The sequence below is a fragment of the Arthrobacter melezitosi genome (assembly GCF_054511055.1).
Genome location: NZ_JBTNDJ010000001.1, coordinates 1 through 12,224 on the forward strand (window position 1 = coordinate 1; position 12,224 = coordinate 12,224).

Consider the following 12,224-nt stretch of genomic DNA (forward strand, 5'->3'; position numbering starts at 1 on the left):
CCACCAGGCGTAGCTGATGCCGACCACTCCGGCGGCCAGCACCCGGCCGGACCAGTCGTTGGCGCCGCGGGTGCGGAAGATCTGGCGGTGGGAGGCCTCGTGGGCCAGGAACGCCGTCTGGGTCAGGACCACGCCCAGGACCGCGGCGATCAGGAGTTGGAACCAGGTGTCGCCCAGCAGCGCGAAGCCGGTCCAGGCCGCGCCCATGGACAAACCGAGCAGGATGAACACCGAGATGTAGAAGCGCCGGCGCCGCGTCAGCAGCCCCTCCTTGCGGACCTGCTTGAGGAGAACCGAATAGGACGCGATGACGTCATTGGGTTTGGCGATCCGTACCTTGCGGCCGGTGGCTGTGACGCTCATGAATATCCCTGGGGGTTGGGTCGGCTTCCCAGCCATCGACTGGGGCGGGCCCCACGGATTCCTTCACTCTACGCGCACTCGCTGTGTAAAGCGTGTGCATTTTCACATTGGTTGCATGTGCACCAGAACGCCGGGTAGGGGCCGGGGCCCGGCACGGGGCGGGGAAGTGGGCACTAGACTGGGGAGCTATGCGCGCCATTGCCAAGTACCGCACCCCGATCGTCTGGCTCCTCGTCGTGGCCCTGATCCTCAGCGTGGGTGCGGGATTCTTCTCCGCCGTCTTCTAGGCGCCCTTGCCCCGCTCCCGCGGGCACGCCTAAGGTAGTAAGCAGGCTTAGCTTCTGCCTTTCGCCTCCCCGGGTCGCCTCCGAGGGCCCGGGGCCCAACCGGCAACGGAGGAAAAATGAATCCGCAGTCTGCATCAAGCGACCAGTACACGTTCTCGAACCCCGTGACGCGGTTCGAAAGCATCGCTCCGCCGAAGCAGGACCAGCCCGAGCCCGGCCTCGACCGGGACCTCACGCCGCAGGCCGACCGCGGTGAAACGTCCTACCGCGGCACCGGCCGGCTCGAGGGCCGCAAGGCCCTGATCACCGGCGCGGATTCCGGCATCGGTGCCGCCGTCGCCATCGCGTTCGCGCGGGAAGGCGCCGACGTGGCCATCGGCTACCTGCCGGAGGAGGAGCCCGACGCCGACACGGTGATCCGGCTGATCGAGGAGAGCGGGCGGAAGGGCGTCAAGCTCCCGGGCGATGTGAAGGATGCGGAGTTCTGCCGCTCGATGGTGCAGCAGGCCGCCGAGCAGCTGGGCGGCCTGGACATCCTCGTAAACAATGCGGCCAAGCAGGTCGCTGTGGAGTCCCTCGAGGAGCTCTCCGATGAGCAGCTCGAGCACACCTACAAGACGAACATCCAGTCCTTCTTCTGGATCACGCGGGAGGCCCTGAAGTTCCTTCCGCCGGGCTCGGCGATCGTCAACAGCACCTCGATCCAGGCCTACGAGCCCTCGCCGACGCTGATCGACTACGCCAGCACGAAGGCGGCGATCAACAACTTCACCAAGGGGATGGCCCAGCAGCTCGCGCCCAAGGGCATCCGCGTCAACGCCGTGGCTCCCGGGCCGATCTGGACGCCCCTGCAGGTCTCCGACGGCCAGCCCAAGGAGGCCCTCCCGGAGTTCGGCAAGAGCACGCCGCTCGGCCGGGCCGGCCAGCCCGTGGAGCTGGCGCCGGCCTATGTCTTCCTGGCCTCCTCCGAGTCGAGCTTCGTGCTGGGGGAGACCCTCAATGTCAACGGGGGCATGCCCTCGCCCTGATGCCGGGCGTCCGGCGGTGCTGGGATGCACAAAGCCCCGGGTTCCTGCGAACCCGGGGCTTTGTGCTGCGGCGGCTCATCGGCCGCGGCTGGTGGTGGCGTCCCTAGCGGCGGCCGAGCTCGTCGTAGTCGGCGCGGTCGATCCGTCGGTGGTAGCGCATCCCGGCGAGGCCGCCGAGGATCGCGCCGATCAGGGCCGCGAGGGCGGCCACCACGACGGACACGACCCCCGCGGTGGTCAGGTCGCCCTCGTTGATGGGCAGCCGCGGGAAGCTGTTGAGATTGGCGAGGATGTCGAACTGGCTGCCGGCAATGACGCCGAGGATGGCCACGAGGACGGCGATGATGAGGGCCCACAGCCATACCGCGATACCCTGCTTGGCGCCGTCGAACCGAGCCATCCGCCCTGCGACGTACCCGCCGGCGAAGTAGGAAACCAGCAGCAGCACCAGCAGCACGATGGCGGAGGTGACTCCGACCGTCTGGGCATCACGGGAGGCCTGGTCGGCGGCTTCATCGAGATTGGTGTTCGTCGAGAGGCTGAAGACGGCGCCGGCCGCCGCGAGCAGGGCGGTCAGCAGCACCGCCATGCCGGTGGCCGTCAGCCAGCCGAAGAAGGCGGAGCCGAACTTCATGCCGCCGAACTCCTCCTTTTCGCGCTGGTGCAGTGCGCGGCGGTCGGCGGCGCCCGGGATGGCGTCGTCGGCCACGGAGGGGCGGTCGGCGCGGTTGCGGTGCGCGTCCTCGTCCGGGTCCAGGGAATGGGAGCCGGAGTCCCTGGTCGCACTGACCGGGGCGACGCGGGTGTGTTCGCGGGTCGCGGTGTCGTCGGCCCCGGTGTCAGCGACCCGGTGGGCGCGGGTGTGCTCGCGGGTCGCGGTGTCATCGGATGGTGCCTCGCCGACGCTGCTGGCGCCGCTGGAGGGCGGGGTGTCATTCCCGCGGGCGTGCGCCCCCTGCCCCTGATCGGTGCCGCGGGGGCGCCGCAGAGCTCCGTCGGTGTCCCCTGTTCCTGGCGTACTCATGCGTCCTCCTGTTGTGCGAGACCAAATTTTACTCAGTCACCTTAGTATTGCAGGCCGCGCTGCGGAACTCCATGGACCCCGGGGGCGCCGGCCGGGATGGGAGACTGGGCGCATGGACTTCCAGGTGTTTATGACGGTTGTGGCCGGGCTGCTCATCGCGGTGGGCACCGCGGGGGTGGTGGTCCCGGTGCTGCCCGGCAGCGTGCTGATCGTCGGGTCCCTGCTGCTGTGGGCGCTCGCCGTCGAGAGCGCCGTGGGCTGGGTCGTCTTCGCCGTGGGATCCCTTTTCGCCCTTGCCGGCCTGGTCTCCGGCCTGGTGCTGACCGGACGGACCCTTCGGCGCCGTAGAATCCCGGGCCGTTCGGTGACGGTCGGTTTGCTGGGCGGGGTGGTGGGCATGTTCACCATCCCCGTGGTGGGGCTGTTCCTGGGCTTCGCGCTCGGCCTGTTCGCCAGCGAGTACCAGCGGCAGCGCAGCGCCCGGCCGGCCCTGTCCTCAAGCCTCCAGGCCCTGAAGGCGACCGGGCTCGGGATCCTCGCCGAACTCGGCTTCGCTTTCGCCGCCGGAACCACGTGGATCCTCGGCGTCTGGGTGCACTTCGCCTGAGCCCGACGCCCAGCGCGCCTGAAAACGACGAACGCACCCGAATTATCGGGTGCGTTCGTCATTTTCGCGCAAGTTCGCCGCCGGGGCGGCTACGAGCCGGAGGCTAGCGGCCGAAATTCTTCCGGTAGCCGGTCTTGTTGGTGCGGCCGGCCGGGTTGGGGCGGCGGGCCGAGTCGGCACCGCGCTTCTGCATGACCTTGGAGACGACAATGGGTGCCAGCGCCCAGAGGATTCGCTTGAGCATGGGAGGTCCTTTCATCCGGTGCCGTTGTCGGCATTAATACTAATCCTACTGACTAATTGCCGGTCGAGGCACCGTTCGTGACGAACTTCCGAAGGGCGGCCAGCTGTGCGCGGCGTACCGCGGGGTTCAAATACATCATGTGGCCGGCTTCGTGGAAGTGGTGGGTGAAGCGTGCCTTCGCCTGGTCGGTCAGGGCCATGTGCGCCCAGACGTACTTGGCCGCGAAGTGCGGGGTGGCGCCGTCGTAGTAGCCGTAGTCGACGTGCACCCGGAGGGCGGGATTGTGGATGAGGAGGCGCTCAAGCACGCCGGAGACATCGACCGGTGCCCCTTCGAACGTGCGGTAGCTCCAGGGCTGGACCCGTGCGGTGAGGATCTCGTAGGGGAGGTCGTTCTCATAGCCCAGTTCGGCGCGCACGTAGTGGTTCATCGCCGCGGCGAAGGGCCCGGTGATCGCCCGCATGCTCGGATCGTCCCAGGAATCGGACTTCTGGAGGTTTTCGGGAGGGGCGGTGAACCGGCCGTCGATCCGGCCGACGGCAAGGCCCTCGCCCCGCAGCAGTTCGGCGGCGAACTCGGAATAGTCCCAACGGAGGTTGGTCCGCCGGATGAACCCCTCATCGAGGGTGGTGACGGCAGCCAGGCGGGCGACGGCGTCGTCGTACTCGGCCTCCGTGAGCCGGTTGCCCTGGGTGAGGGCGTAGCCATAGCCGGCGGCGGCGAACTCCTCGGCCTCCCGCACCACCTCCGCCAGGTCCCGCCCGCCGTGGCGGCCGTGGAAGTGCGCGATGGCGGCGTAGGTGGGAAGGTGCAGGGCGTAGGGCAGGTCACTGCCGGGGAAGAAGCGCAGCGTCGACATATTGAGCACCGTGGAGATCAGGCCCAGCCCGTTGACCGCCATCCCGTAGGCGTCGAACAGGCGGCCGGCGACGGCGACGGCACGCAGCGTTCCATAGGACTCGCCGATGAGGTACTTGGGGGAAAGCCACCGGTTGTTGCGCGTCGTCCACAGCCGGATCACCTCCGCGACGAGGTCGCGGTCCTCGATGAAGGCGTGGAATTCGTCGGTCTTCTCCCCTTCGACCACGCGCGAGAAGCCGGTGTTGACCGGATCGATCATCACCAGGTCGCTGGTTTCCAGCAGCGAGTCGGGGTTGTCGACGAGCCCGAAGGGGGCGGGGGTCATCGCTCCGGCGTCGCCGGCATCCACCAGCCGGGGGCCGAGCAGGCCCAGGTGGAGCCACACGGAGGCCGATCCCGGCCCGCCGTTGAAGGCGAAGGTGACCGGGCGCCCGGGGTCCCCGTCGTCCTTGGTGTAGGCCGCCAGGAAAATTTCGGCCTTGGGCTGGAAGCCGCCGGCCAGGCCGTCCTTGGTTTCCTCCCGGCGCAGCACCATCCGCCCGGTGGTCGTCGTGTACCGCAGGCCCGACGGCGAGGTGTGCCCGCGGGAGACAAAGTCGTCGCTGACGTCCTTCGAGTCGGCGGGTGCGTCGGGAGGAGTCGGGTTTCCGGTCGGGTCAGCCATGGAACGAGCCTAATCCTCGTTGATTCAGGCAACCACTATGAGTCCACGGACTGGGCGGACCGGTGCGGGGCGGCGTCGTTCTCGCCCGCCCAGGCCGTGTTCTGCTGCGGCCGCGCAAAAAACAGCGCCGCACCCAGTCCGATGAGGATGACCGCCGCCGGCAGGTAGAGGGCCTGGCCCATGGAGAGCGCGTAACCGGCCTGGGCCGCCTCGGGCAGGGCGGCGCCCGTGTCGGCCGACCCCCCGCCCCCGGCCAGGTTCGCGTTGAGCCGGGCCTGCATCATGGCGGCGATGGCCGAACTGCCGAGGACCGCGCCGACCTGCCGGGTGGTGTTGTACACGCCGGAACCCGCCCCGGCCAGCGAGGGTGCGAGGTTGCGGGTGGCCGTGAGGGAGACCGGGGCCCAGATGCCGGCGCTGGACAAGCCCAGGAGGGAAACCGGCAGCAGGATCAGCCACAACGGGACGTCAGGGGTGAGGATAGCACCGAGCCAGAACAGTGACGCCGACATGCCGGCGAAGCCGAGCACCGCCATGAACTTGGGGTTGTTGCGCTGGACCCACCGGCCGACAAACGGTGCCAGGACGCCCGATACGACGGCCATGGGAGTGAGCAGCAGGGCCGCCTCCGTGGGGCTGAGCCCCCGCACGTTCTGGGCATAGAGCATCAGCGGCAGCGCCATGGTGGTGATGGAGAAGCCCATGGCGGTGATCGAGGTATTCGCGAGGGAGAAGTTGCGGTCGTTGAAAAGCCGAAGGGGCAGCAGCGGCTCCGCCCGGTTGAAGCGCTGCCAGATAACGAAGGCGGTCAGGAGGACCAGTCCGGCAATGATCAGGGACCATACGGTCACCGGCCCGGCAATGGTGCCCCAGTCGTATGATTCACCCTCCTGGATGCCGAACACCAGGCAGAACATCCCGGCCGCACTCAGCAGCACGCCCAGGAGGTCGAAGCGGTGGGTGTTGGTCCGCAGCTTCGGCACCAGCCGGTAGGCAAGGATGAACCCGAGCACCCCGACCGGAAGGTTGACGAAGAAGATCCATTCCCACCCCAGGGTATCCACGAGGATGCCGCCGAGGACCGGCCCCACGAGGGTGGCGATTCCGGCCACCGATCCCCACAGTCCCATGGCGGTTCCGCGCCGTTCCGGTGGAAAGATGCGGGTGATGACCGACATGGTCTGGGGTGTCATCATTGCCGCCCCGAGCCCCTGCAGGACGCGGGCGAGGATGAGGATTCCCACCGAATCGGCGAGCCCGCACCAGGCGCTGGAGAGGGTGAAGACCACCAAGCCCACGAGGTAGATGCGACGCGGGCCGAAGCGGTCGCCCAGCCGGCCGGTGATGAGCAGCGGCACGGCGAACGCCAGCAGGTAGGCGCTGGTGACCCAGATGACCTCGTCCAGGCCGGCTCCGAGCCCCTCCATGATGGCCGGCGTCGCGACGGACACGATCGTCGAATCGACGAGGATCATGAAGAAGCCGATCACCAGCGACCACAGGGCGGGCCAGGGTCGGATGTCCCCGGTCGTCTCGGGTGGCAGGGCGGTTACCGGTTCGTCGCGGGGCATGGGTGAAACGTTACTCCAGCGGGCGGACGAAACCCGCGGCGGTTCCGTGGCCGCCCCCGGGTATCATCGGCGCTCCGCCGTGCAGCCGCGGGACTCTCCGGGCGGCTTTGAGCATTGCGGGCACTATTCGCTAGAGTGGGAGGGTCAGGGGCTTTAGCTCAGTTGGTAGAGCGTTTCGTTCGCAATGAAAAGGTCAGGGGTTCGATTCCCCTAAGCTCCACTACGAAGGCCCTTTGGCCTGCGGAAACTTCGGGACGAAGGGCCTTTCTCCTGTCTCGCGAAGGGTCCACCACACGGAAACCACACGCTTTCGTCGAACTTGGGTTGGGCCGGTGGCATTGAGTTCCGTCCGTCCCGAACTTTCGTTGTGGTAGCTGCCATTCACATGGACAGAAGTTTCGGACCGAGTGGTGACTCCGTGCCGAACTTTTGGAGGGTCGCCGTGAGGTCCGGTGACTCGGTCGCCTTGGCGATGTAGTGCTTCTCTGTGATTGCCGTCCCGGAATGACCGAGTTGGGCGGCAGCTTGCCTGGAGCTGTATTCCTGGTCGATGAGAGTGGCAACTGATTTACGGAAGACATGCGGGGTGACCCACTCGTAGGGCGATCCCGCGCGGGCGTCCCGCCATTGCCTGCGGAAGTTGTGGGGGCTGCGCACTGTCCCCGTGGAGGACGGAAACAGCATGTCCTCGGGTTTGGGCTGCTCGGCCGAATACCTGCGTTGGAGTGTCTGCACGGCAAAGGGCGGCACCCTCATTGTGCGGAAGCCAGCTCTTGTCTTCGGATGGTCTTGCCGGTAGGCGCCGCGGCCTTTCTCCATGACGACGGTTCCCGAGATGGTGATGGTGGGCGGTTCCGCTTGGAGATCGACGTCCTGCCAACGGATGGCCAGGACCTCGCCAATTCGGGCGCCCGTGGCAAGGAAGATATCGAGAACGTCCAGTAGGTCTGCTGCGCGTGGCCGCCCCTGGTGGGCGGGGTCCTTTTGCCACCCGGCAATGACAGTCCGGAGCTTCTGAACGTCTTCGACTGACAGTGCCTTGACGTCTTTCCCGGCGACTTTGATGGGTCCGACATCCCGGACTGGATTGCTGCGCAGGGCATCGTGCCGGAGCGCGAGACCCATCATGCCGGTTAGAACGATTTTGGAATGACGTGCGGTGGCAGGGTGGTCTGCGGCGACGTTTTTGAGGAACCGGTCAATGCGGCCGGTGCTTAGCTCGTGCAGCCGGAGTCCGGCCAGTGCGGGCTCGATGACACGCCTGTAGGTGTCACGGTACCCATCGATGGTCCTTCGGCCCGCGCGACCATTGTTCTCAATTTCTTCGAACCACAGATCGCTGAGCTCGGATAGCCGAGTAGTCCGGGAAATCTCACTTGAGACAGGGGTTCGCCGATCTTGGAATGAAGTGACGAGGGTTCGCTCGGCGGCGGCTCCGCTGGTTCCCCAGGCTTCCGCGGTGCGGGTGATGCCGTCAGTGTCGCGGTATCTTGTCGTCGCACGCCAGCGGCCATTCGGGTGTTTTTTCCGGTTGATCTTCCCCCATGTTCCAAGCGGTAGAGGAGGCCTGGGAGACATTTAGGCTTCCAATCGAGAAGACAGCCAGGAGTCGTAGTCGGTGCGACTGATTCGGAGATGCCTTCCAATTCGATACACGCGGGGGCCGAGGTGTTTGACCCGCCACTGGTAAAACGTCTGCTCTGGAATCTGTAGCTGGGTGCAAATGTCCTTTGGGGTCAGCCACTGATCGTCGGCAACTTCCGCAGTGTTGCTGCTTTCTGGGGTGGTAGTCATGAAATTCTTTCCGTCGTAGTTGCCGGCCCAAGGGCAAGGCCTGTTCCCAGTTCATGGGAGCAGGGGGTCGGGACGGCATGACGGACACTTGAAAGGTTGCCGCCAGCGGCGCCGCCGGGGCCTTGCCCGTTCTCGGGAAAGGTGCAATCCAAAGTGCGAGATGACTGGACGTGAGTCGGCACTCACGGCGATTGCCTTGGATGCCAGAGGTGTGAGGTGGTTGGCGTGAGGTCGTTGGTGTGCTAGGGCTGGATGCATTACGTGGGAGGGCGAGGGCTGTAGGAATAGCGGCGGTCGTTCTTCATGCTGCGGGACAGCCAGACGAAGCCAATGCCTCGCTTCTCGATCTAGTGGTGGACTTCGTTCTCATCCCTGACACTGAGCGCTACACGCGAGCAATCAGTGGAAGCGCGGCATATATCCGCTCCTTGGGAAATCCGGAGCAGTTGTAGGCAGTGATTCCCACTCAGGGATCCCTCGACGGACGCTTTCTCGGGCGGGTTCAGCACGGCGATCGGGCCCGCCTGGTCGAAGGTCTGCCCTCGGAGGTCTTCCGTCTCCGATGGGCTGGCCTCCGTCGGGTCAAGTCACGTGTGAGTCAGAGTTGTAAGTGGGTCAGGAGATTCAACGGCCCGACGAAAACGGTCTCGTGTAAGCGCGTCGGCATGGATCCCTACTGGCAGCCAGCGAATGGTTCCCTGACGGGTTGCTTCAGTCAGGACGTGGGGTGGTGTTCCGCGGTAGAGCATGCAATGGCCCTTGCGGGGCCGCCGCCGTGAGATCAGGACATCGTAAGTGCCTGCCGTGCTCGGGCGGGCCGCTAGGTAGTGACGCGCTTTCGGGCCGTGCAGGAGGACCCCGACACGGTGCTCGGGCCAGGGCGCATCCGGCAGGGCGTCCACGGTTGCCATTCTCGTGGCCTTCCTCCAAGACACGCGCAAGCGCTGAATGGTGCTAGGGAAAGAAGGTTCAGGGTCGAGCGGTATGAAGGACTGCAGGTCAGGGCTCCCCACTACGGTCAGAAGGGCGATGGCCGTGTCCCACAGATCGACGATTCTGGCCAGGACGCCCAGGGCGCCGAGCGGGCTTCTGGCCCGCCGGCGGCCCGCGTCCCGCCGGTGTCGCGTGCGCTTGTTCATTCCGTTTCGCATCTGGATCATTATTCTTCCTCGGAGAGAACTGCGACGCGATCGACCTCAGGTTGGGTACGCCGAAACCAGTCCTCGGCTGCAACCTGACAGCGTGGCCGTGAAGGGATCCTCCAGCGGGCGCTTTTCCGGGCGTGTCTAACGCGAAGGATTCACCGCGTGCGACAGAACGGCATGGCTGTACCGCGATTAGTATTTTGAGAATGATTCGTCGAATCTCACATAGATTTTGACTTCCTCCGTCGTCCCGTCGACTACCCTCCCTACGCACGTCTTCCGCATCGTCCAGACGTTCAGGGGTCCGCAACTCTCCGGCGCCAGCTCCATTTGGGCTACAACGGATAATGCTGATGGTCGCGATTCGCTCTCTATGACCATCTCCCTCCAACATCCACCCGAAGCGCACTTACTGGTCACTTCCCCCATGGTGCCGGGAGAAGGGACAGGGGGAAAAGCCGAGTCTGATGGAACGTTGCCCTCATCGATCTGGCCCCAGAACACTCCGCCGGCCCAGACTACTGAGAGCCCTCCGAGGGCGAGCATGCAGGCACGGAATACGCGCCTGGTGTTCATCGTGTGGGGTTTGTCGGCGTTCAATTGTCTCTCTTCCCTCTGGCGAAGATGTGGGTTTCCCATAAACGGTTTGGGCTTCAACAATCGAGCCGGCGGTCCGTGTATCAACGTTCAACAGGCGCGCCCATCGCCACCCGTGAGCCGATTCCTCACCGCGGCATGGCCTCTGCCGTAGTGATGCGTTGTCCAGTGGGTTGCCGGTGACTTCTCGATTTCGTTCGTCTGGTTGGTGTTGGCGGGCATGAGCACCGGCGGCAACCGTTGGCGGATGGTTCGAACAAGCACGGCAGGACGGTGTCCGTCGCTTACCGTGTCCTCGTGCTCCGTCGCGGGTTCAGCGGTCTACAGGTTGACAACGGCGTTCTGCTGGTTCGCGCGGCACAGTTGTTCCTCGCGCTCATCCTGGGCGAGTTCGTTCCATTTTTTGGTCTGTTGTTCTACGGCGGCTTCGGGCAGGCCCATGGCCTCCATCTGCCCGGGTGGGAGCATCACACTGTTCTCCGGACCGATCATGTTGTTCCGGTCCAGGTCAGCACCCGGTCCCGCGGCATAATCGGCCGAGCATTCGGTGAAAGGCTGATGAACCCGCGATCCGGGATCAACTTCCTGATGCGAGGGCTTAAGGCCAGATGCGGAAGCGATGCTGTGGGCAGCAGATGACGGTGACTCCGCTCCCACACCGGGCCCGTTGAACCCCTGCGCTTCGGGGAGGGTGCTGATCCCGATCCCTACACCGGCTGACAGCACTAGAACAGCGGCCCACCCGGCCGACGATTTCGTGATCAATGTGCTTCCCCATGCTTTGTCATCGCACCGGTCGGAACGACTGGGTACACCCTACCTGCACCGGCAAAAAATCCCATGACCAGTGAGGATAGTTCATGCCAGGTCACCGGCCAGCCCAGAGTGTGATGACCACAGGCAACCGCAGCAAATGCCAGGCACAACCGCAGGGGCTGCGTTCCGGGTGGAACGGGTGTCGGCGCGTTCGATGGGGTTTTCTGGAGAACGACAATAAAGGCACGAGCAGGGACAGCGATGTCATCCGGCGGCGTTGTGGAAGCCCTTCGATCTCCGATGCCTCGCAAGGGCCATAGCGAACCAAAAAACGGTCGAAACCAGTGGAAGGGCTGCCCCGATCGTGAGGCCGTACTTTGGAAACTTGCTGATTTGAGTGGACCCGTCCCTCATCGCGAATTCGCACTCGATACCCAGCGGAAAGTAGGTATATTCGCTCCGAGGAGGCGACGAGCCCCCTTCGGGTGTGTGGATTGAGCCCTCAGGCCGGTTATGGAGACAGACAGATACGATGCTGTTTTCTCGGTCTGTTATGGCGGCTGAGTCGGCGTATCCGAGGGAGTAATACCAGAGGCCGGACAGGATCGCTGCGGCCAGAAAAACACCGATCTTTTGGCTTATCAACTTGACCCCCCATAGTCCGCTGCCGTGACCGGCAGTACCGTCCAAGCCCCTGGCGGATTGCCTCCGGCCCACCTTACCGGGACTCCCGATCACATGGCCGGGCCGCCATCTGAATCCTGACCCCCTGTCCTCGGCCTGATAAGCGAACTGAGGGCGTCCAACTGTCGATTGTTGGGTCGGTAGATGCGGGTAAAGGACGGAATCGGCGAAGCAATGGCGAAGGCAATTGAGGTGCTCGCGATACTGATCGAGCCCAGCGGCATGAGGTTCAATGCTCCTATGCCTCCCACGAGACGCCGTTGGCCGTGACAGCTGCAGTGATACGTCCAGTCCGATGTTCGCGTCCGTTAACCGTTCCCTCACCGCTCCACCATCTCCGGCTCGATCCACCACCGAAAATCCCATATGAAACCTGGTGCCGTTGATACGCGTATACCCTGCCCGTAAAACTGTCCCGCTTTGGTAGCTCAACCGCGTCTGAGTGGAGTTCAACAGCCGACAGAAAGGGAGACGGTGCAATTCCTCGTGGTTGGCCGCGTATCGCTTGTTCTGGCCCACGTGGGACAGTACGAGGCAGCGCCGACAATCGGACCCTCATCGTCTCTTCAGGTTCTAGTCCCATCCTGCACTCGTGGAGG

At 64.9% G+C, this 12,224-nt stretch carries 10 protein-coding genes and 1 tRNA gene; 3 read left to right on the forward strand and 8 right to left on the reverse strand.

Annotated features, from left to right (window positions below; all coding sequences use genetic code 11):
- A partial coding sequence (locus ACX80W_RS00005; protein WP_459279270.1) for a fatty acid desaturase family protein occupies window positions 1-363 on the reverse strand: 363 nt, incomplete at its 3' end.
- A gap of 403 nt (window positions 364-766) precedes the next feature.
- On the opposite strand from ACX80W_RS00005, the gene ACX80W_RS00010 reads away from it, so the two are divergent.
- Window positions 767-1,678, forward strand: a complete 912-nt coding sequence (locus ACX80W_RS00010) for an SDR family oxidoreductase (protein ID WP_459279271.1) — start codon at window positions 767-769, stop codon at window positions 1,676-1,678.
- Between the two features lie 103 nt (window positions 1,679-1,781).
- Here ACX80W_RS00010 and ACX80W_RS00015 read toward each other — a convergent pair whose 3' ends face one another.
- Complete coding sequence (locus tag ACX80W_RS00015; RefSeq protein WP_459279272.1) at window positions 1,782-2,702, reverse strand: hypothetical protein; 921 nt, start codon at window positions 2,700-2,702, stop codon at window positions 1,782-1,784.
- A 112-nt stretch (window positions 2,703-2,814) separates the two neighbouring features.
- Here ACX80W_RS00015 and ACX80W_RS00020 point away from each other — a divergent pair, with 112 nt between their 5' ends.
- Window positions 2,815-3,309, forward strand: a complete 495-nt coding sequence (locus ACX80W_RS00020) for a DUF456 domain-containing protein (RefSeq protein ID WP_459279273.1) — start codon at window positions 2,815-2,817, stop codon at window positions 3,307-3,309.
- Window positions 3,310-3,412: 103 nt separating this feature from the next.
- On the opposite strand, the gene ACX80W_RS00025 is transcribed toward ACX80W_RS00020, so the two are convergent.
- The 3 genes from ACX80W_RS00025 to ACX80W_RS00035 are packed head-to-tail and all read right to left on the reverse strand — an operon-like array spanning window position 3,413 to window position 6,649.
- A complete protein-coding gene (locus tag ACX80W_RS00025) occupies window positions 3,413-3,553 on the reverse strand; it encodes a hypothetical protein (RefSeq protein ID WP_459279274.1) in 141 nt (46 codons plus the stop codon).
- A 52-nt stretch (window positions 3,554-3,605) separates the two neighbouring features.
- Window positions 3,606-5,078 carry a S10 family peptidase gene (locus tag ACX80W_RS00030; protein ID WP_459279276.1) on the reverse strand — a complete coding sequence of 491 codons (1,473 nt, stop codon included), beginning with the start codon at window positions 5,076-5,078 and terminating at the stop codon, window positions 3,606-3,608.
- 35 nt (window positions 5,079-5,113) lie between these two features.
- Complete coding sequence (locus ACX80W_RS00035) at window positions 5,114-6,649, reverse strand: DHA2 family efflux MFS transporter permease subunit (RefSeq protein WP_459279278.1); 1,536 nt, start codon at window positions 6,647-6,649, stop codon at window positions 5,114-5,116.
- Window positions 6,650-6,796: 147 nt separating this feature from the next.
- Between ACX80W_RS00035 and ACX80W_RS00040 the strand changes: the two genes are divergently transcribed.
- Window positions 6,797-6,869 (forward strand) — tRNA-Ala (locus tag ACX80W_RS00040).
- 161 nt (window positions 6,870-7,030) lie between these two features.
- On the opposite strand, the gene ACX80W_RS00045 is transcribed toward ACX80W_RS00040, so the two are convergent.
- The 3 genes from ACX80W_RS00045 to ACX80W_RS00055 all read right to left on the reverse strand — a co-directional run bounded on the left by ACX80W_RS00045 (window position 7,031) and on the right by ACX80W_RS00055 (window position 10,950).
- Complete coding sequence (locus ACX80W_RS00045) at window positions 7,031-8,227, reverse strand: tyrosine-type recombinase/integrase (protein ID WP_459279280.1); 1,197 nt, start codon at window positions 8,225-8,227, stop codon at window positions 7,031-7,033.
- Window positions 8,228-8,443: a helix-turn-helix transcriptional regulator gene (locus ACX80W_RS00050; protein WP_459279281.1), complete on the reverse strand. Its 216-nt coding sequence runs from the start codon at window positions 8,441-8,443 to the stop codon at window positions 8,228-8,230.
- Window positions 8,444-10,506: 2,063 nt separating this feature from the next.
- Entirely contained in the window at window positions 10,507-10,950 is a 444-nt protein-coding gene (locus ACX80W_RS00055; RefSeq protein WP_459279282.1) for a hypothetical protein, read from the reverse strand.
- Window positions 10,951-12,224: the final 1,274 nt, after the last annotated feature.

What these genes read in the sequence shown, in the direction of transcription:
- ACX80W_RS00010 (WP_459279271.1), top strand. Translation starts at nt 767, where the DNA reads ATGAATCCGCAGTCTGCATCAAGCGACCAGTACACGTTCTCGAACCCC.
- ACX80W_RS00015 (WP_459279272.1), bottom strand. Translation starts at nt 2,702, where the DNA reads ATGAGTACGCCAGGAACAGGGGACACCGACGGAGCTCTGCGGCGCCCC.
- ACX80W_RS00020 (WP_459279273.1), top strand. Translation starts at nt 2,815, where the DNA reads ATGGACTTCCAGGTGTTTATGACGGTTGTGGCCGGGCTGCTCATCGCG.
- ACX80W_RS00025 (WP_459279274.1), bottom strand. Translation starts at nt 3,553, where the DNA reads ATGCTCAAGCGAATCCTCTGGGCGCTGGCACCCATTGTCGTCTCCAAG.
- ACX80W_RS00030 (WP_459279276.1), bottom strand. Translation starts at nt 5,078, where the DNA reads ATGGCTGACCCGACCGGAAACCCGACTCCTCCCGACGCACCCGCCGAC.
- ACX80W_RS00035 (WP_459279278.1), bottom strand. Translation starts at nt 6,649, where the DNA reads ATGCCCCGCGACGAACCGGTAACCGCCCTGCCACCCGAGACGACCGGG.
- ACX80W_RS00045 (WP_459279280.1), bottom strand. Translation starts at nt 8,227, where the DNA reads ATGTCTCCCAGGCCTCCTCTACCGCTTGGAACATGGGGGAAGATCAAC.
- ACX80W_RS00050 (WP_459279281.1), bottom strand. Translation starts at nt 8,443, where the DNA reads ATGACTACCACCCCAGAAAGCAGCAACACTGCGGAAGTTGCCGACGAT.